Origin of the sequence: Rhodococcus sp. GA1 (assembly GCF_024321955.1) — a bacterium.
GTDB classification, from domain to species: Bacteria; Actinomycetota; Actinomycetes; order Mycobacteriales; family Mycobacteriaceae; genus Rhodococcus; species Rhodococcus pyridinivorans.
Genome location: NZ_CP097186.1, coordinates 4388512 through 4407898 on the forward strand (window position 1 = coordinate 4388512; position 19387 = coordinate 4407898).

General features: G+C 66.0%; 12 protein-coding genes and 2 pseudogenes. 5 read left to right on the forward strand and 9 right to left on the reverse strand.

The annotated features are described in order from the left end of the window. Window positions 1–16: 16 nt before the first annotated feature. The gene (locus tag M3330_RS20515; RefSeq protein ID WP_082937555.1) at window positions 17–7987 is read right to left on the reverse strand and encodes a non-ribosomal peptide synthetase; all 7971 of its coding nucleotides are present in this window, start codon (window positions 7985–7987) and stop codon (window positions 17–19) included. A gap of 28 nt (window positions 7988–8015) precedes the next feature. Further along, the gene (locus M3330_RS20520; protein ID WP_197483177.1) at window positions 8016–9671 is read right to left on the reverse strand and encodes an acyl-CoA dehydrogenase family protein; all 1656 of its coding nucleotides are present in this window, start codon (window positions 9669–9671) and stop codon (window positions 8016–8018) included. Window positions 9672–10523: 852 nt separating this feature from the next. On the opposite strand from M3330_RS20520, the pseudogene M3330_RS20525 reads away from it, so the two are divergent. Together M3330_RS20525 and M3330_RS20530 are read left to right on the forward strand one after the other, a co-directional pair. Continuing rightward, window positions 10524–10726 (forward strand): annotated as a pseudogene (locus M3330_RS20525) (VOC family protein); the annotation flags it as partial. A 288-nt stretch (window positions 10727–11014) separates the two neighbouring features. Next, entirely contained in the window at window positions 11015–12040 is a 1026-nt protein-coding gene (locus M3330_RS20530; protein WP_255028962.1) for an ISAs1 family transposase, read from the forward strand. Window positions 12041–12156: 116 nt separating this feature from the next. Here the strand turns inward: M3330_RS20530 and M3330_RS20535 are convergent, their stop codons facing one another. Then, window positions 12157–12903 carry a TetR/AcrR family transcriptional regulator gene (locus tag M3330_RS20535; RefSeq protein ID WP_006554456.1) on the reverse strand — a complete coding sequence of 249 codons (747 nt, stop codon included), beginning with the start codon at window positions 12901–12903 and terminating at the stop codon, window positions 12157–12159. 73 nt (window positions 12904–12976) lie between these two features. Between M3330_RS20535 and M3330_RS20540 the strand changes: the two genes are divergently transcribed. After that, on the forward strand, window positions 12977–13366 hold the full coding sequence (locus M3330_RS20540; protein WP_006554455.1) for a VOC family protein: 390 nt from the start codon (window positions 12977–12979) through the stop codon (window positions 13364–13366). 12 nt (window positions 13367–13378) lie between these two features. On the opposite strand, the gene M3330_RS20545 is transcribed toward M3330_RS20540, so the two are convergent. Both M3330_RS20545 and M3330_RS20550 read right to left on the reverse strand, forming a co-directional pair. Further along, window positions 13379–13816 (reverse strand): VOC family protein, encoded by a 438-nt coding sequence (locus tag M3330_RS20545; RefSeq protein ID WP_006554454.1) that lies wholly within the window; start codon window positions 13814–13816, stop codon window positions 13379–13381. A 1-nt stretch (window position 13817) separates the two neighbouring features. Then, window positions 13818–14390 (reverse strand): DinB family protein, encoded by a 573-nt coding sequence (locus tag M3330_RS20550; protein ID WP_006554453.1) that lies wholly within the window; start codon window positions 14388–14390, stop codon window positions 13818–13820. Between the two features lie 61 nt (window positions 14391–14451). On the opposite strand from M3330_RS20550, the gene M3330_RS20555 reads away from it, so the two are divergent. Next, window positions 14452–15417, forward strand: coding sequence for a YafY family protein (locus M3330_RS20555; protein ID WP_033097775.1), 966 nt, complete (start codon window positions 14452–14454; stop codon window positions 15415–15417). A gap of 40 nt (window positions 15418–15457) precedes the next feature. Then, on the forward strand, window positions 15458–16423 hold the full coding sequence (locus M3330_RS20560; protein ID WP_006554451.1) for an endonuclease/exonuclease/phosphatase family protein: 966 nt from the start codon (window positions 15458–15460) through the stop codon (window positions 16421–16423). A 68-nt stretch (window positions 16424–16491) separates the two neighbouring features. Here the strand turns inward: M3330_RS20560 and M3330_RS20565 are convergent, their stop codons facing one another. The 4 genes and pseudogenes from M3330_RS20565 to M3330_RS20580 form a co-directional block, all read right to left on the reverse strand. Continuing rightward, on the reverse strand, window positions 16492–16770 hold the full coding sequence (locus M3330_RS20565; RefSeq protein ID WP_255026178.1) for a hypothetical protein: 279 nt from the start codon (window positions 16768–16770) through the stop codon (window positions 16492–16494). After that, complete coding sequence (locus M3330_RS20570; RefSeq protein ID WP_255028964.1) at window positions 16700–17530, reverse strand: alpha/beta hydrolase family protein; 831 nt, start codon at window positions 17528–17530, stop codon at window positions 16700–16702. The genes M3330_RS20565 and M3330_RS20570 overlap by 71 nt, the downstream gene beginning before the upstream one ends. 201 nt (window positions 17531–17731) lie before the next feature. Beyond that, window positions 17732–18879, reverse strand: a pseudogene (locus M3330_RS20575) (thiolase family protein); the annotation flags it as partial. 31 nt (window positions 18880–18910) lie between these two features. After that, entirely contained in the window at window positions 18911–19330 is a 420-nt protein-coding gene (locus M3330_RS20580; RefSeq protein ID WP_255026179.1) for a Zn-ribbon domain-containing OB-fold protein, read from the reverse strand. Between the last annotated feature and the right edge of the window lie 57 nt (window positions 19331–19387).

The window sequence follows — 19387 nt, forward strand, 5'->3', positions numbered from 1 at the left end:
CTCACCGCTGTCGTGTTCACGCCTCTCCTTTCGGACCGAATCGCAAGTCCAATCTCTGCAGCGAGTCCTCGTGGGGAACCAGCTCGACAGTGCGGCCCTCGCCAGCGGCCAGTGCTTCGAGGTCGGTGAGATCGGGATCGACGGCCCACGACTGCGACCACGCCGTGCGCTCGAGATCCCACACCGTCTGGCCCGGCGACGCGGTCGGCAGCTCAGCCGCCGTTGCCGCCACCCACGCAAGTTTCGGATTCGGCACGCCGATCACCGTGACCGCGTCGTCGAACCGCTCCAGCGTCTGCCGGAGCGAGCCTGTCGCAGACCACCCGACCGAATGTCTCAGTTCCTCACTCCGGCAAGACTTCCGCACGACCACGTCGTATCGGAACAACGACATCTCATTGCACGCGGCGGTCCGCTTCACCCGAAACTCGACGTCGACGCCGGCTTGTTCGGCCCACATCCGGAAGAAGCGCGGCGCGACACAGAGCTCCGACTCTCGCTCCCGTCTTTGAGCGACACGGGACCGCACATCGTCCACGGCGTCCAACGGCGCCGCCCGGCTCAGCTCCACGTCCAGGTAGAAGAGTTCGAGGTCCTCGAAGCTCCGCACGTCGCCGACGAAAACCGCTCCGGCGTCGTCGATGAGCTCGACGGCACGGTCCAGGACAGACGCCAGGTAGTCGATTGACGGGAAGTACTGGATGACCGAGTTGAGCACGACCACGTCCCGCGAACCGGCCACGAGATCCTGCAGAGCTGTGGCGTCGCCGTGCCGCAGTTCCACTTCGACTCCCGGCAACGTGTGTTTCGACGCCGCCTCGATCGCCGCGACAGAGATATCGACGCCCAGGTAGGACTCGGCCGCGCCTGCCAGACCCCGCATGATGAGACCGGTGCCGACTCCGATTTCCAGCACCCGACGGTGCGGCGTTTCGCAGATCCGCCCGACGGTGTGCCGCACCCATTCGTCCATCTCAGCCGAGGGGATCAGCTGATCGGTGTAGCTGCTCGTCCATCCCGCGTACGGGTTGTCCTCGGCGTCGGTGTAGGCACCGTCCCACAACTGGGACCAGCTGTCGGTGACTGCCGAAGCGTCGGCCGCAGCGTCGACGTGCGGCAGCAGGTAGGCGACGAGCTCGGAATCGCGGAGCACGACCGCTGCCTCGGCTACGCCGGGATACCGTGACAGGGCTCCTTCGATCTCGTCGAGCTCGACGCGCTGACCGTGCACTTTCACCTGCCGGTCGAGGCGACCAACCACCTGGACCTTGCCGTCGTGTGTGAGGCAGGCGAGGTCGCCGGTTCGGTACAGTCGCTGCCCGCCGGTCTCACAGAACCGATTCTGTGTCAGCTCCGGGCGGCGTAGATAGCCGGGGCTGACACCTTCGCCGCCAATCCAGAGTTCCCCGACCACGCCGGTCGGCACCGGGTATCCGTCGGTGGACAGAACGGTCAGTGTGGTGTTTGCAATCGGTCGCCCTACAGAGACGAGTCCGGTGGGGTCGACCGTCCGTACCTCTTCGAATGCCGACCAGATGGTGGTCTCGGTCGGCCCGTACATGTTGTAGACCCGAGTCCGTGGCAATGTGCGGACGAGTTCGGCAGCGAGACCGCTCGGGAACTGTTCACCGCCGACGAGCAGCGACCGCAGGTTCGCCATCGCAGCCATACCAGCCTTGTCTTGCACGATCACCGACATCACAGATGGCGTCGCCTGGAACATCGTCACTCCGTAACGGCGACAGAGCTCGGTGAGTGAATGCCCGGTCCGCTCGACATCACGCCGATGGAGGCTGAACAGCTCGTGCAGACGGTCCAGCCCGGAAATCACATCCTGGCGCGGCACTCCAAAGTCGATGAGCGCGGCCACTTCGTCGACACCTGCGTCTTGGATGCGCCGGACCAACTCGATACGCGTTTCGGGGGCGCCGAACAGCCCGGCGTCCTGGTAGTAGCGGTCGATCGCGATATCGATGACGGCGTCGAGGTAGTCCTCGGCGTCCTCCTGGGGGAACTCCTGTCCGGTGCTGGCGAACATGGTGCGCCACAGCTCGCCAGCGCCCCGCAGGTAGTTCCTGAACGGTTCGCGCGCCGCGGACCGAGCCTCCTCGTCAGTTGCGCCGAGATACGTGTGCAGCATCAGGGTGACCGTGCCCGGACCGTCATGACCCGCTTCGGCCCTCACAGACCGATACAGTCTGATCCGCTCGGTCAGCGTATCGAGGTCCTGGCCGAACAGATGCGTCAGAATATTCACCCCGCGGCGACCGGCGTCGATGAAGGTGGCCTCCGTGCCCACCGTCGTCAGCCACAGTTCCGGGAGCGGCTGGACGGGGCGCGGATAAGTGACCAGTTCGACCTCCTCTCCACTGCCGCCTGTCCGGGTGCTCGGCTCGCCTCGCCACAGCCTCGAGAACTCGTCGATCCGGTCCGCGAAAACCGTCTTGCGGTCGCCGAACTCGGATGGTGCGAGCGCGAAGTCGTTGGAGTTCCACCCCGGCGCGAACGCCAGTCCGATCCGCCCGCCGGAAAGCTGGTCGACGACCGCCCACTCTTCGGCCAGTCGGAGCGGATCGTGCAACGGCGCGACCACACTGCCGCTGCGAAGGTGGACGTTCGAGGTGATCGTCGCGAGCGCCGCCGAAGTGAGCGCCGGATTCGGGTACAAACCACCGAACGGATCGAAGTGTCGTTCCGGCGTCCACACAGCCCGGAAGCCGTGAGTGTCGGCGAAGCGTGCGGCATCGAGAAGCAGCCGGTAGCCCTCACTCGCAGCCGCCGCATCCGATGCGCCACCAGCGAAGAAGAACAGGCTGACGTCCAGCGGGGAACGCCGTGTCGCGGTCGAATCGTCCGAGGTGATGTGCTGTGCGATCTGATCGTCGGCAACCACTACGTGCGCACCGGTAGTCAACGGCCACAACAACTCGAGGACCGAGATGTCGAAAGACAAGCTCGTCGCCGCGAGCATCACGTCGTCCGGCGCGCAACCGATCGCCCCGTCCATCGCTGCAAGGAAGTTCGCCAAGTTGCGGTGCGTGATCTGCACGCCCTTCGGGATGCCGGTCGATCCCGAGGTGTAGATCACATAGGCGGTATCGGCAAGTTCCACTCGGGTCCGCGCCACGTCGTGGCCGGCGTCCAGGTCGAGGTCGTTCGGCCGCAACGCCGCGACGCCGACGAGGAAGTCCGGATTCGCGTCGGTGACCACCGCGCGTGGCGCAGCATCGTCCACGATCGTCGCGAGCCGCGCCACCGGATATCCCGGGTCCAACGGGATGTAGTAGCCGCCGGCCTTGAACACGCCCAGAATCGCGGCGACGAGATGCCGGCCACGAGGCAGATGGACGGCCACAGCATCGCCCTGCCGGACGCCGATCCGCAACAACCCCTCGGCGTATCGGTCGGACCATCTCGCCAGTTCAGCGTAGGTCCACGATCCGTCACGATGACTCACCGCAAGCGCGGCGGGATGGAGCCGGATGCTCTCTTCGATGCGGCTCAGCACGGTTCCCGACGGAGTCACACGGATCGTCGGGCCCGTGAGCTCGGTGATCTCATCCGCATCGAGCAGGTCGATGGACCGCACAGGCACAGCACTGTCCACCGTGGTCAGGGCCTCCAGCGCACGCTCGTGCAATGCTGCCAGGCGAGACAGTTCGTCGGCGGAGAAGACCCCGAGGTTTCCATCAATCCAGCCGCTGCACTCGGCGTCGTCGGTGAACAAGAAGTCCACCGCGGCAGGAAAATTCGTGTCGGCTACAGCCCGGACATCGTTCATCCGAACTGGCACGTCCTGGTAGTCTGCGCGCCGGAAATCCATGAAGTTGACGTAGGTCGGCAGGTCGCCCAGGTGGATGTCGCCGCGCAGATCCCGCTCCAGAATCCCGAACGGGACGTACCGGTGCGGCACGACACGTGCATCCCACTTGCGCAGTTCGGCAAACAGCTCGCTCACCGACCGATCGTGTGTCTGCACGTGCAGAGGAAGGGTGTTGAGGAAGACTCCGATCAGCCGGTCGGCGTCTGCGGTTTCGGGCCGTGCATTCGCGATCACTCCGGTCAGGACGTCGTTCTGTCCGCTTGCGACCGCCACCGCAAGGACATGCGCCGCGACGAAGACCGTTCGTAACGAGACTCCGTGCCGGGACGCAAGTTTCTGGATCCCCTCGGACGTGACCGCCGAGATCGCGATCGGAAACCGCGCGATCTCGTTGCGGACATCGGTTTCGGCAACCGGGCGCCGTCCGAAGATCTGTGGGAGACGCGCATCGTGCAGTTCAGCGCTCCAGAACTCCCGCGATGTGGGCTCGATCGAACGCTGCCGTTCGAGCGCAACGTAATCGGCGAAAGTCGTGACCGGCGCCGATGGCAGCACGTCGTCGCCGAATGCGGCGACGATTTCTTCGATCAGGAGGACATCGCTCCAGCCGTCGAGCACGACGTGGTGCTCGACAGCCGTCAACTGGAATCCGCGGGGGCCCAACGGATGCACTGCGAACCGTATCAGCGGAGGACGTTCCAGATCGAAGTCGGCCGAGCGTGCTTCGTCGACGAACGCGTCGAGCCGCCTGCAGACCTCTTCCTCGTCGAAATCCTCGAGGTCGCGGATCTCGTCGATCGGGATGTCGACCGTCGCATGCACCAACTGGAGCGGTTCGCTGTACGACGTCAGATCGACGGAGATTCGCAGCTGTGGATGCCGTTCGAAGACCAGGTCGCAGGACCGCCGCAACCGCTCGGCGTCGTATTGCTGCGGCACTGCGACGCTGGTGACGACCCGATAGACCGTCGAGCTCTGATCCTTCGCGAACTGGTACAGGATGCCCTGCTGCATCGACGTCAGTGGATACGCATCGACGACCGCATCGGGCAGTCGCTCACGATCGGCGGGTGAGACAAGGCTGAACGGAGCGACGGCATCCGGAGCCGCACTGCATCCCAGACGGGGGGCGAGCGCGGCAGGAGTCGGGTGCGTATACAGGTCCTCGATCGCGAAGGTGAGGTTCAGCTCGTCCTCGACGACCGACCGCAGCCGGACTGCGCGCATCGAATCGCCGCCGAGCGCGAAGAAGTTGTCGTCGGGTCCGACGAAGGTGCATGCCAGCACCGCGGAGAAGGCACGCTGAACGCCGGCTGCCCGCCCGTTCCCAGAAGCCGCTGGGATACATTCCGACTGCTCGATCGCGCTCGCTTGCAACCCTGCTGTGTCTCGTTTTCCGTTCGGCAGCACGGGGATTGCGTCAATTGCGATCCAGCGCACCGGAATCATGTAGTCGGGCAGATCGCGCCTCAGCTCCTCGCGCAGATCTGTGAACGGCCGCGACGCGCCGGCCACGAAAGCGATCAGCCGGTCGTTCGCGGGGCCAGGCTCCGGAATAACCGCGACATCGATGTCTCCGGCGGTTTGCTGGATCTGCGCCTCGATTTCGCCAAGCTCGACGCGATGGCCACGGATCTTCACCTGGTGGTCGCTACGGCCCAGATACTCGAGCACACCGTCTTCGGTCCACCTCACGATGTCCCCGGTGCGGTACGTACGTTCGCCGAGTTCGCCGCCCTGCACGAACTTCTCACTATTCAGTTCCGGTCGCCCGAGGTATCCGTCGGCGAGCTGGATCCCGTGGATGCACAGTTCGCCGGGGACACCGACCGGCACCAGGCGCAACCGCTCGTCCACCACGCTGATCCGGGTGTTGGCGACCGGTCGTCCGATCGGAACGTTGCCCTGCACCACCTCGTCACGGCCGCATGTCCACGCCGTGACGTCGATGGCAGCCTCGGTGGGACCGTACAGGTTGTGCAGCCGCACACCCGGCAGCCGATTCAAGAATGTTTCGACGGTGCCGGGGCGTAGAGCCTCCCCTGACGAAAAGACGTGACGGAGAGCTCGAGGCGCCCGCCGTGTCTCCCGAAGGAATGCGTCGAGCATCGTCGGCACGAAGTGGGCGACGGTAATTTCTTCGGAGTCGATCACCGCCGCAAGTGCCCGGGGATCCCGCTCGTGTCCGGCCGGCAGGCAGTGCAGACGCGCACCGGTGATGACTGGCAGCACCGTTTCCCACAGCGCCACATCGAATGCCGGATTGGTCTTCTGTAAGTAGACGTCGGTCTGATCGAGTCCGTAGTCCTCCTTCATCCATTGCAGCCGGTTCCACAACGCCGCGTGCGATACGACAACGCCCTTGGGTCGGCCGGTGGAGCCGGAGGTGTAGACGAGGTATGCGGGCGATTCGCGCTGGGGAGGTCCAGGCAGATCGTCGCCGCCGTCGACGGCGAGCAAATCCTGGTAGCTGATTCCCGGTACGTCACCCGTGACCGCCCGGTGGTCGCCGTCGGAGAGAACAAGCGCCGGAGAACTATCCGCCACAACGTATTCGAGGCGGCCGGACGGTCCGGACGGGTCGAGCGGCAGATAGACCGCACCGAGCCGCATGATACCGAGAACCGCGCACACCTGGCGAGCGCTGCGCGGCATCAGCACACCGACCACATCGCCTGGCTTCACACCCGATTCATGCAATGCTCCGGCAACCGCGCGTACCGTGTCGGCGACCTCTCGCCGGGTCATCTGGCCGCCTTCCCCGGACAGTGCCACGGTGTCGGGGTCGAGGCCGGTCACCTGGTCCAGCGCCCCGGCGAGCGGCTGCTCCTGCGGAAACGTGCGGTCGGTGGCGTTGAATGACCTCAGGAGTTCGATCTCCGACTCCGGCAGAATATCCAGTCCGGCGACGGTGCTGTCGGCGCTGACGTCGCCTGCCGACCGCAGCAGACGGGCGATGCGGGCGGCGTGCCGGGCCACAGCGTCGCCGCCCTGGGTCCGGCCGTCGCTCACGACATGAGCACGCACGTCACCGTCCAGCCGGTACAGGTCGACGGCCAGATCACGTACCGGCCCCGTCGAAATCTGCTCGATCCGGCCGGTCGCCTCGCCCAGCGAGATGGCATTGCTGAACGACATGACGTTCAGCACCACATTCGGCCGTCGCACAGACGGATCGGTCTGCCTGGTACGCCGCAGGATCGTCTCCCCGCGTACTTTCTGGTGCTCGAGAAGATGACGGATGCGCTCGTCGACGTGCTGGATGACGTCGACGAAGCGGTCGTCCAGGCCGATCTCCAGAAAGAGCGGAAGTTCGTTGGAGAACATGGCCGGGAGTGCACGCTGACGAGGAGTATGCCGACCGCGAGTGGGGAATCCGACAACCACGTTGTCAGAATCGGTAATACGCCGCAGGTAGCAGGCGATCAGAGCCGTCAGCACCGTCGACCAGCGTGCCCCGAACCTGGACGCACATTCGTCGGTGGGTGCCGCGGGGGTCACCGCTGCGGCTCCGCGCCGACCGGCCGGACCCGCCCCTGAGGGTAGTTCGACGGTCCACGGACGTCCGGTCACGAATTCTGCCCACACGTCCTCATTCGCAGCGAAGGCTGCTGCGAGATCGCGTTCGTCTGCGACGAGATCGGCGTGCATGTGCGTCGACAGGCCCGCGGACGTACCCCCGGAGTCGTTTTCGTTGTACAGCTCGGCGATTCGGTTCCAGAGGAGCACCTGCCCGAAGCCGTCGCACAGCAGATGGTGGTAGCGCATGTAGAAGACCGACCGGTTGTCGGACATCGTGTAGAACACGAACTCCGCAGCGACCTCTTTGGTGAGATCCACCGGTGAAGCGGACCGGGCGGTCATTTCCTGCATTGCAGTGCGCTCAGCGTCCTCGGCACCGGTGAGATCGATGTGGGCGAGTGTCGGCGCTTCTCCGGCGACCAAGTGCGGGTTTTCAACGTCTCCGGCGATGGTCATCCACAGGTTCGACGCTTCCGCGACGGCTGCGTCGAATGCTCGCTCGAACTTCGGAAAGTCGATGGCGCCCTCGATGTCGAGGTAGCCGGCACAGATGAACTCCGCACTCTCGGGGGCCATCTGTTGAGCGGTCCACAATTCGCGTTGCGCAGCAAGCAAAGGCTGCCCGGTTTGTACTGCAGTCATTTCTCCGTGATTCCTGTCGCCGGCGCCGTCAGGCGGAAAGGTCTGCGCTGATGGACGCGACGATCGGAAGCAACTCGCGTGTGCTCTGGACGCCTCCGCGTTCAGCGATAGGTGTCAGCATCTGCAGCACCGTCGACGGTATTCGCATCACTCGTCGGGCGCGCAGGACACACTCGATGAGATCGTCGGTGAGCCAGTTCGCCACCCGGTCGGCAACCTCTTCCGACTCGCCGGTCTCGGTGAGCTGCTGAAGGACCACGACACCGAAGAAGCAGCGGGTGAAGAGCTCGCCCCGAGCCTCGATCACCGCTTCGTCGCCACGGCGGGGCAGGTCCTTTTCGAACACCTCTGCCAGTGCAGAGACCAGCGCGACAAACTCCCGGCCACCGGCGAGATCAGTGGTCAGAACACTTCGGTCGATGTACGAGAAGGAGGTGTTCTCCAGCTTGCCGAGCGGCTGTTGACTCAGGAGGTAGGAAACGCCGACGTCTCCTGACGACATCTGCATTTCGGCATCGTCGTGGCCGCGGAGATAGGCCGAGAAAGCGCTAGCGGCCCGCACGGACTGCATCATGTTGACGTACCGCGTGCCTTCGAGACGGGGAAGCCACTCGACGTACTGGGCCATAATCCGGAACAGCGATTCGGATTCGAAGGCGCGAGCGGAGATGGCTTCACCGAGATCCCGGATCACTTCCACCGCCTTGAGGGTGACGAGCGATTTCGCCACCGAGGTCATCAGCCGGAACGACCTGTCCGCAGAACTGGCGCGCTCGAGACTCTGAATCGTCGCTTCGTTGAATGCATTCAGAGCCACAATCCGAATCCCAGCATCGTTCAGGATCCGGCGGATCTGCCCGAACTCTATGACCTGTGAGCCGAACAGCGATCGAGTCGAGGTGTGTTGCACGGTTTCGGCCAGTGCCCGCCGAGCCATCCCCACTGAAGCGGTCGCCAAGTTGAACTTCCCGACGTTGAGGGTGTTGACCGCATCGGCGAACGCCTGACCGCCGGCAGTGATCATGTCTTGCGGTCCGAATGCGTATCCCTCGAGGCGGAACTGGGTCACGCGCATCTGCTCCGGGACCGCATTGCGTTCGACGATGTAGCCGCGCTGTCGCGCGTCGGCCCGAAAGAACGCGTAACCGCCCTCAGCGCCATCGTCGTAACGCGCGAAAGTGGTGACCAGCTGAGAACTCTCGGCGTTGCCCGAGTAATCTTTCTGGGCCTCGGCGATATAGCCGTGCCGCGCAGGCCGCACGACTGAACGGGTATGCCTCCAGTCCGCACCCGCGGCCCGCTCCGACATCGCGAACGCCCCGAAGACTCCTCGTTCGAAACCCTCGCGGTACACGTCACGAACCTGCAGGTTGTCGGACATCCACACCGGCAGTGCAGCCAGCGAGGACACGTGCCACATCAGCCATTCGGTGAATCCGTGCGCGGCCAGTGCGGAGCTGGTCCCAGCAACGCGCCGCGGGGTCCAACCGAGCAATTCCGGCTGCGCAGAGGGGATCAGAGTGCGTGCGAGAAGCTTCGAATCCCGAACGAACTCAATGAAATCGGCAGGGGTGGCCCGCACAGCCTCCTGTCGTGTTGTGACGTTCGCTCCCCGGTCACGGAACCACTCCCGGACTTCGGTCTCGACTCCGGAGTCATAGGAAATCCCTACCATCGTGGTCATACATCCCCCCAATTCAGCTGCATCCGTAACACTTCGGCAACTCGAGGCCGCATGAATGCCTGGCCACACTCGAACTCGAGGCCCAGCCCGACAATCAAACCGAGATCCCGGTTTGATTTACGATTCTTGCATGGTTGCTCGAAACGGAACCTGCCGAAGTGCTCGATCCCAACGGGGATTGCGCCGCGCCGTGTTCGGGTCCAACGGGAGTTTCGCCGCAGCCTGATCGCCGCCGAAATTGTCCTGTTCCTTCGCCTCTTCGGGTTGGTTGATCCATTCGACTTCGGGCAACGCTAGGGTCGACGAGGGCTCGGCGGCCCGAACCTTTCCGGAGCTCACCGTGGCGAACCGCGTCATCGAAGCCGCACACACACACACCGCTCACCCCGCAGCAGGGCGACTGTCTCGACCTTCGTGGACGATTTGTGTTGTGCATCGATCGAATCCTCATCGGCACCCCGGCCGAACCGGTCACCGAGCGGATCCCCACTCCGCAGCTCCCACCGGAAAGAGCAGGACTCGAGGTCGCCACCGCGGTGCCGATGCGGCCCGGCCGTGCCGTAGCCGTACGCGAATTCGCACGACAGATGGGCCGCTCCCCCAGGCACGGTCTCCTCGCAGCGCCGAGACGGCTTCGTCGATGCCCGGAACGCGGTCGCGGGGACGGAATTGTTCCGGCAGGTCGCCGAGCCGGCGTGTTTACCTGACACCACTCCCCATCCTGGATCAAGCGAGCCCGATACGACCGTTGCGACTCGGCGTCGATACAGTGAGACACGAATCCGGTTGGACACTCACCGATTCCGCAGGTTTCAATGCTGCCCCCGACCGTAAGAACCGCGCGGTTCGCAACCACAGAAGGCCTTCGACGAACGGGATGTGGGCCTGGATCACATCGCCTTCGGTTGTACGGCAGGTGATCTGGTGAAATGGCGCGATCGGCTCGACAGTTTGGGAATCGCACACGGAGACATCAAGGAGGCCGATGCGGCTCGGGACTCCCCCTCCGCGACCCGGACAACATCGCGCTCGAATTCTTCGCGCCACCGAGTTGATCGCATCGTCCGGCCGAGCGGGCACGTCGTGTCGCTCCGCCTCAGCCCCAGGGTCCCGGAAAGGTTGACTCGACAATGCCCTGACCTGGGATTTGATGAGTGTGGGGCTGGTGATGGGAGGGTGTGCCCCACAGGCTTGGATGGAGGTTGCGACACCAACCCAGCCGAACCCGAGGTCACACCCGTATGCCATCTTCCCCCACCCCTTCGTCGACCGCGCATCCGACACGACACGAGCGATTGTTGTCGGCGTTCGAGACGGTCCCGGACCCCCGAGACCGGCGTGGAGTGCGCTACCGACTTGCCGGGGTCCTTGCTCTCGCGGTGACCGCCACCATTGCCGGCTGCCGGTCGTTCGCGGCGATCGGCCAGTGGGCTGCCGAGGCGACGGTCGAGGTGTTGACGTCATTCGGGTTCACCGATGCAGCAGCTCCGGACGAGTCGACGCTGCGGAAACTGTTCGCCCGCATCGACGCCGACGCCCTCGACACCGCACTCGGTGTATGGATGTGGACCCGCACCGTCGTCACAGGTCAGCGGAGGGTGATCGCGATCGACGGAAAGACCCTTCGCGGCGCACGACGCCGCGCAGACGACACCGCCGCACCGCACCTGGTGGCCGCGTTCGACCACGGCGCCGCCACGGTCCTCGGGCAGGTCTGCGTGAAGGAGAAGAGCAACGAGATCCCGGCCGCGCGAACACTGCTGGCCCGATTCGACCTCGCGGGCGCGGTGGTGACGATGGACGCCATGCACACCCAAACCGACACCGCCACCCTGATCACCGGCGCCGGCGGCGACTACGTGTTCACGGTGAAGAAGAACACCCCCACCCTGCACAGGGAGTTGAAAGCGTTGCCGTGGAGAGATGTCCCCGCCACCAGGGTCACGACGACCGGACGGGATCGGCGGATCACCCGCACGATCAAGGTCACTGCCGTCCCCGGATGGATCGACTTCCCCGGCGCCGCTCAGGTCGCGCAGATCCGCCGCACCGTCACGAAGAAGGGGCGCAAGACCGTCGAGGTCGTCTACCTGGTCACCTCCGCCGACCACCTCGCCGCACCGCCCGCGGTGCTCGCGACGTGGGTGCAGGGACATTGGGGCATCGAGAACCGTCTGCATTGGGTGCGGGATGTGACGTTCGCCGAGGATTCGTCGCAGGTTCGCACCGGGCAGGCCCCGAGGATCATGGCGACCTGCCGTAGCCTCGCGATCGGCCTGCTTCGCCTCGCCGGCTGGGACAACATCGCCGCCGGGTTACGGCATCACGCCAGGCATCCCGATCACGCACTCATGCTGGCCTTGACCTGAGGAAACCCGACCTTTCCGGGGCCCTGACTGCAAAGGCGATTGCGGCACAACCGAGCACGCCCGCGGCGAATCGCTTCATGAAATCCTCGAATCTCTCGTACGAACCTTCGGGGAAATCATTCCCCGGTGGGTCGTACCCCGCCATTCGAGACGAGCGGTTCGAGCCCGTCGAGGACGCGCTGCAGCCCGAACTCCCATGCGTGGTGCGGGCTGTAGGCGGCGTTCATCTCTGCTCCGGCCGCCGCTCCCACCCGCTGTGCGAGGGGATGGTCGTCACCGAGATAGTGCGCGAGTCGCTCGTTCCATCGCGCCCAGGCCTCGCCCATGTCGGCGGCGTGCGGATCAGGTCGTCGGGCTCGGGCCGCACCCCGCACGAAGTCCGCGACGAACGTGAGCGCGGCGTCGCGATCGATGTCGCCGAGGGGCGTGCCGTCGAAGGCGTGGAGTTCGTGGTCGTACTTCGCGATCGTGCCGGGGCCGAGGGCCGTGCGCTGATCGTCGACGTCCAGCAGCCACCAGTGTGCGGCGTAGTGCTCGAGTTCGGATTCGGCGACCTGCCGTACCCGATCCCGCCACGACGGGGACTCGTAGGGCGGCCGGGGTTGCCGGGCGTGGACCCGATCGACCATGAGGACGAGGAGGTCGTCGCGCGACCCGACATGGGTGTAGAGGGCCATGGCGGAGACGCCCAGATCGGTCGCGAGGCGACGGATCGTCACCGCGTCGAGGCCCACCGCGTCGGCGACGGTTACCGCAGCGTCCACCGCGGATGTGGTGGTGATCTTGGCTTTCGGCCCGCGGGAACCACCGGTCGGCGCGTCGGGATGCTCGCGCCACAGCAGGTCGATCAGATCGCGCGCCATAAATGCCTCCCGAAAACTCGCTCTCGGGAGTACTCTATACGCCGTACAAGGTTTCTGCTCTGGGGGAGGTCCTATGAAAATCAAGTCCACAGCACTGTCGCTCAACGTCGCCGACACTGCCGCATCGGCAGATTTCGCGATCCGGCACTTCGGTTTCACCGAGGAGATGTCGGCGGACGGATTCGTCTCGTTGACTCACCCGGACGCAGGATTCAACATCGTGTTCCTGCGTACCGGGCTGTCGACCTTCAAGCCGGAATCCGTCGCCGGCCCGGCCGGTCAGGGCATGCTCATCGCCTTCGTCGTCGACGACGTCGACACCGAGTTCGCGCGCATCGCGGAAGCCGGTGCGACGGTCGTGACCAAGCCGGAGACCGAGCCGTGGGGTGAACGGTACTGCCAGTTCGCCGATCCGAACGGGATCATCTGGCAACTCGTCCACTGGGTCTCGGAACCGGCCTGACCATGCGAAGTCTCAGTCGAGGCAGAATTCGTTGCCCTCGGGGTCGGCCATGACGATGTGGCCGGCCCCGAACGGCGGCGCCGGGTCGTGACGCTCCAGGCGCGTGGCCCCGCGTGCGACGAGCCGTTCGGCCTCGGCTTCCAGGGCGGCCATGCGCTCGGCGCCGTCGAGTCCGGGCGCGGCACGCACGTCCAGATGCATCCGGTTCTTGGCCTGCTTGCCCTCGGGCACCTTCTGGAAGAACAGTCGGGGCCCTGCCTCGTCCGGGTCGACGATGCCCGACGCGTCGTTGCGTCGTTCGAGTGGCACCCCCATCGCGTCGAGCGCGTCGTCCCACGACACGAAATTGCCGGGCGGCTTCTGGAGTTCGTAGCCGAGGGCGTCCGCCCAGAAGTCCGCGAGAGCCGCGGGATCGGCGCAGTCGAACGTGATCTGGATGTCGCGGGCCATGTCAGCTCGCCTCCTGTCGGGCGCGGGTACGGGTGTGCAGGTAGTGGTCCCTCAGAAGACAGACCTCGGACAGATGATGGATGAGTTCGCGGTGGATGTGCAGGACCAGCGCGCCCATCGGGTACTCGGCGTACGGTCCTTCGGCTTCACCGCACGGTCGGGCGAGTCCGTCTTCCCCGAGAGACTCGACGCCCGCAATCCACGTGGCGAGTTCGGCATCGAGCTGGGCGAGGGCCTCGTCCGCGGTCGCTGCGTACTCGAACGACATGTAGTCGGTGGCTGTGCGTCCGAAATGGCTCGCGTTGCGCATCGCCAGCACGCCGACGATCACATGCCCGAGCCGCCACGCAATGGTCGTGATGGGCGGCGGATCCGGTTCGGGGACCGCGAAATCGATGGTCATCGCCCCGGCGCCTCCCAGTAGGGGAGCGGTGCCCGTCCCGCGCGGCCGAACACTCCAGCAGTCGAGTGCGGGCTCGAAGAAGTATTCGTCGTCGGTGAGGCCGTCGAGGCGACGGCGAACCGGATAGTCGAGTTGCTGTCGCAGTAGGTGGTTCCAGTCGAGTTCTGTCATGGCTCCAGGTTGGCGCATATTCCGGACAGCTTCGGTCCGTGATCCGTGCGACTATCGTCGTGTGACCGTCGAGTCGACCACCGAACGGGTTCTGAGGGTGCTTGCGCTGTTGCAGAGTCGCCCCTCGTGGACCGCTGACGAACTGGCTGCGGAACTCGGCGTGACCGATCGCTCGGTGCGCCGCGACGTCGATCGGCTGCGCGCCCTCGGCTATCCCGTCCGCGCGACCCCCGGTGTCGGCGGTGGTTATCAGCTCGGTGCCGGCACGAGACTGCCGCCGCTGCTCCTGCACGACGACGAAGCGATCGCCACGGCGGTGTCGCTGCGACTGGCGTCGGGCAGCACCATCGCCGGTGCCGCCGAGGCGGCCCTGCGCGCACTGGCAAAGCTCGATCAGGTGATGCCGCCGCGTCTGCGCGCGGAGGTGCGGGCGATCTACGGGGCCACCGAGACCGTCGTCGGCGCGGGCACCGAGATCGACGCCGACACGCTGCTGGCGTTGGCCCGCGCGTGCCGCGACGCGACCCGTGTGCGGTTCCGGTACACCACCCGGCAGGAGGCGGACGACGAGCGCACCGTCGAACCGGTGCGGATGGTCGCTGCCGGACAGCGCTGGTACCTCATGGCATGGGACGTCGATCGCGACGACTGGCGCACCTTCCGGCTCGACCGGATGCGCGACGTGTCCCTCACGACCTGGCGGTTCCGGCCGCGGCAGCATCCCGATCCGGTGTCGTACGTCCAGCGGTCCGTGACGGAGTCGCCCTACCGGTACATCGCGCGGATCCGCCTGCGGGCGGACGCCGGCCAGGTGCGCGACATGGTGCCGCCGCAGGTCGGGCGGGTCGAGGACGACGAGGACGGGTGGTGCGTGCTCGTCGTCGGCGCGGACGACCCGGACTGGGTCGTGATGCACGTCGCGCGAATGGGTTTCGAGGCGGTCGTCCTCGAGCCACCGGAACTTCGGGCGGCCGCGGACCGGCTCGCGACGCACCTCGCCGCGATCGCCTCCCGCTCCGATCGGTGACGGGTCCTCGCGCACGCGACCTGCGGCATGGTTGTGTGGCGTGGTGACGGCGAAGTGGCTCCGGCTCGGATCGGACGTTCTCGGGTGGACGGCAACCGCGACAGGCGCGGTCGGTCTCGCGCTCCACTTCGGTAGGTGGTCGGCCCAACCCTTGGTGCTCGCAGCGTCCGGCGCGTCGTATCTGATGGCCGGTGCGGTGATCGGGCTGATCGCCTTTGCCGTCCGTCGACGCCTATTCGGGGCCCTCGTTGCGGGTGCGATTGCTGCGACTGCGGTCTGGACCCAGGCGCCTCTCCACGTCGCGACGGCTGCGGCCGGTGCGGGTCCCGATATCACCGTGATGCACGCGAACATTCTGTTCGACAGGGGTGCCGATCCCGAGGTCGTCGTGTCCCGGGTCCGGGACCGCGACGTCGACCTGCTCACGGTGAACGAACTCACCTCTGCGGGGGTCGATGGACTCACCCGTGCCGGTCTCGACGAGCTGTTACCCCATCGGTATCTCGTCCCCGGAGAGTTGGCGTCGGGAACGGGGATCTGGAGCCGATTTCCGCTGTCGGACACCGTCGAACACGACGGATTCGTCTTCCGTCAACTCTCTGCGCTCGCGGACGTACCGGGAGCGGGACCGGTCGCGGTCCACGCGTTCCACCCGGTCCCACCGGTGTTCGACGCGCAGGACTGGGCTGCCGAACTGTCACGGTTGCAGGACATCCTCGATCGATCTCCGGCCGACGTCCCCGCAGTCGTGGGTGGCGATTTCAACGCCACCTACGACCATGCGCAGTTCCGCGCGTTGCTCTCGGGGCGTTTCGCCGATGCCGCGGAGCAGGCGGGAGCGGGGGCGGTGCGTACCTATCCGACCGACAAACCCGGCCCGCCGCTGGTGGCGATCGATCACATCCTCGTCGGGAACGGGACGGCCGTCGCGTTCGACTCCGACGACCTTCCCAGGGCGGATCACCGTTCGGTGGTCGCCCGGATCCGGTTGGACCCCGGCGAGTGACGCCTCGGGATCAGGCCCCCCGCGAGCGAAGCCTTGCGATCAGGCCCCCCGCGAGCGAAGCCTCGCGATCAGGCCTCAGCGCCCATCGACTCGGCGAGGATCGGCCACGCCTTGCGCGGGTCGTCCTCCCAGTAACCCCACGAATGCGTTCCGTCGGCATCGAGTTCGGCCGTGACCGGGATGTCGAGCGCTTCGAGCCGGTCCACCAGCTGGCGCGTGCAGGCATTCGTGGCGGCCTCGATCGCTCCGCCTGCGACGATCTGCGTGGCGAACGATTCACCCGCCGCGCGTTCCTGACCGGGGACGTCGTACGTGCCGGGCAGACCGTTGCGGCTCGACAGGTACAAGGCCTTGCCGCGCAAGCCTTCCGCATTGAGGTAGACGTCGTGCTCGGCCCAGCGCGGACCCGTCGGCCGGACCCCACATACTCTCGACGTCGCCCTTGCCGCGGCGCTCGACGACGAGCCTCACGTACAGCTGACCGACCGGATCACTGGTGCGCACGCATCCGCTGAGGGATGCGACGCCGGAGTACAGGTCGCCGCTCCGGATCGCGAGGTCCAGCGCGGAGCCGGCACTCATGGACATCCCGATGATCGACTGCTTGCCGTCGGTGTCGAGCAGTTCGTCGACGACGGGCGGCAGTTCCTCGAGGAGGAAGGTCTGCCACTGGTTGCGACCGAGAACCGGATCGTCGAGATCCCAGTCGGTGAAGTAGCTGAAGTTGCCGGTGGCGGGGATGACCACGTTGACATTCTTGTCCGAGAAGAACTCGGCGATGTCGCTGCTCTCCATCCACCCGGTGCCGTCGATCACCCCGACACCCGCGCCGCCGAGGGCGTAGACGACCGGCCGCGGCTCGCTCGGATCGGCCGGACGCAGGACGTCCAGGGGGATCACGGTATCCACGGCCGGGGAATAGACGCGGACCGTCCAGTGCTGGTCGGTCACCTCGTCGACGCCCTCGACGTAGGCGGTGGCGGGCTCGGCGTCGGGTTGCTCGGGATCGGCGTGCGCGGTGGCGGTGCCGAACACGAGCGACGAGAGGCCTGCGAGACCGACCGCAAGGCTGCGGAAGCCACGACGGGACACGACGGATCGACGCACGGATGAACGCCCCGACTCGAAGTGATGCCGAGAGTCGTCCCCCGCGTTCGACCCGCTGAGCTGGACAGTACCTTCCTCCGGTTGCGAAAAGTGCCTCGGGGTGCTGTGATTCCGGACTCGCGATGGCGCCGGGACGAGTTCGACGACCGCACTCGGGATCTCGTGCGGTGGCCGAACTTTCAGACGATTACGTGGTGCTCGGAGTGACAGGATCGACGCTGCGGCGGTGCCGGGTGCGCCGTAGACCTGGGCAAGGCCCACCTTCGGTTCGCCCGGAACCTGCCGCTCGCCAGCCTGACCGCGCAGCTGCAGCACCAGTTCGTGGACCTGGCGGATACCGGAGGCGCCGATGGGTTCACCGTTGGCGATGAGACCACCGTCGGTGTTCACCGGGAGGGATCCGCTGATCTCGGTGGCTCCCTCGACGATCAGCTTCTCCTGGTCGCCGTCGGCGCACAGGCCGGTCTCGGCCATGTGGATCACTTCCGCGCCGGCGTCGGTGTCCTGGAGCTGGGCGACATCGACGTCCTCGGGGCCGATGCCGGCGGCCTCGTAGGCGGCCTTGGCTGCGTAGACGGTGGGGAGACGTCCTCCTCGACCGACGCCCACGTCACACGGACCTCGTACGCGCCGTAGGTGCGCGTGCGAATCGCGTTGGAGCGCAGTTAGACCGGCGTTTCGGTAGTGTGCTTCGACACCAGATCGCCGCGGCACATGATCACCGCTGCGGCACCCTCGTCCGGCGCGCAGAACATCTTCGCCGTGAGCGGGTAGTTGAGCATCGGCGATGACAGGATTTCGTCGATGCTGAACTCCCTGCGGCGGAAGGCCTTCGGGTTGAGGCCGCCGTTGCGGTAGTTCTTCGCCGCGACCCGTGCGAGCGTCTCGTGCGAGATGTTGTGGTCGATGGCGTAGCGGTTCGCTTTCATGCCGAAGAACTTGGTGGTGACGAACTGTCCGTTCTCGGCGTACCAGGCGGGCAGACCGAGCATGGCGGGATCGGCGGTGAAGGCGCCGCGGGGGTGCTTGTCGGTGCCGACCGCGATGCCGATGTCGTACTTGCCGGAACGGATTCCGTCGGCGGTCTGCTCGATCGCGCTGGCGGACGTCGCGCACGCGTTGAACACATTGGTGAAGGGAATGCCGGTCAGGCCGACGAGGCGGGTGACGGCGTCGGTGTTGTCGACCTCGTAGCTGCCGCCGATGCCGAACTGGATGTCCTTCCAGGCGACACCCGAGTCCTCGAGCGCGAGCTGGATTGCGTCTGCGGCCATTTCGATGGCCGACTTGGCGCCGAATCTACCGAACGGGTGAAGGCCCACCCCGATGATGGCAACGTCGTTCATGATGTCGGGAACTCCTCGATGGGATGTGTGCGGATCAGATCGGCGCGAAGGCCCACGTGACGATGTCGGTGCCCTCTTCGTCGGTACAGAAGGGGACGAAGGTGAGCTCGAGTTCCATGCCCGGGTGCAACTTCTCGGGGTCGGTCTCCGTGAGGCGGGCCTCGACGCGGACGACGTCACCGAGCTGGACGAAGCCGAACGCGAAGGGCGTGAAGGTCGCCGCTGTCTCGTTGCCCGCGTAGGGCTGCTTCGGCACGAAGCCCTGCGTGGTCCATGCCACGAGCGTGCCGCGACGCGGCAGCAGCAGCTCCGAGATGTTCGCCCCGCTGCACCGGGGGCAGCGCGGCTGGGTGGGCCATGTGGTCGCGGAGCAGTCGTTGCGGCGGCTGCCGATGAGCTGCGGGTTCTCTGCCGGCCACGTGGATACGTCGGGCGCGAGCGCCTTCGTCGTCATGGTTCGTCCTCCGTTGTCCGATGCCGATGCGGCGGCCCTCGCCGCGGTCGAACATGA

Coding starts and splice junctions, on each gene's coding strand:
- M3330_RS20540 (WP_006554455.1), top strand. CDS start 12,977: ATGAAAATCAAGTCCACAGCACTGTCGCTCAACGTCGCCGACACTGCC.
- M3330_RS20545 (WP_006554454.1), bottom strand. CDS start 13,816: ATGGCCCGCGACATCCAGATCACGTTCGACTGCGCCGATCCCGCGGCT.
- M3330_RS20550 (WP_006554453.1), bottom strand. CDS start 14,390: ATGACAGAACTCGACTGGAACCACCTACTGCGACAGCAACTCGACTAT.
- M3330_RS20580 (WP_255026179.1), bottom strand. CDS start 19,330: ATGACGACGAAGGCGCTCGCGCCCGACGTATCCACGTGGCCGGCAGAG.
- M3330_RS20535 (WP_006554456.1), bottom strand. CDS start 12,903: ATGGCGCGCGATCTGATCGACCTGCTGTGGCGCGAGCATCCCGACGCG.
- M3330_RS20520 (WP_197483177.1), bottom strand. CDS start 9,671: ATGACCACGATGGTAGGGATTTCCTATGACTCCGGAGTCGAGACCGAA.
- M3330_RS20515 (WP_082937555.1), bottom strand. CDS start 7,987: ATGACTGCAGTACAAACCGGGCAGCCTTTGCTTGCTGCGCAACGCGAA.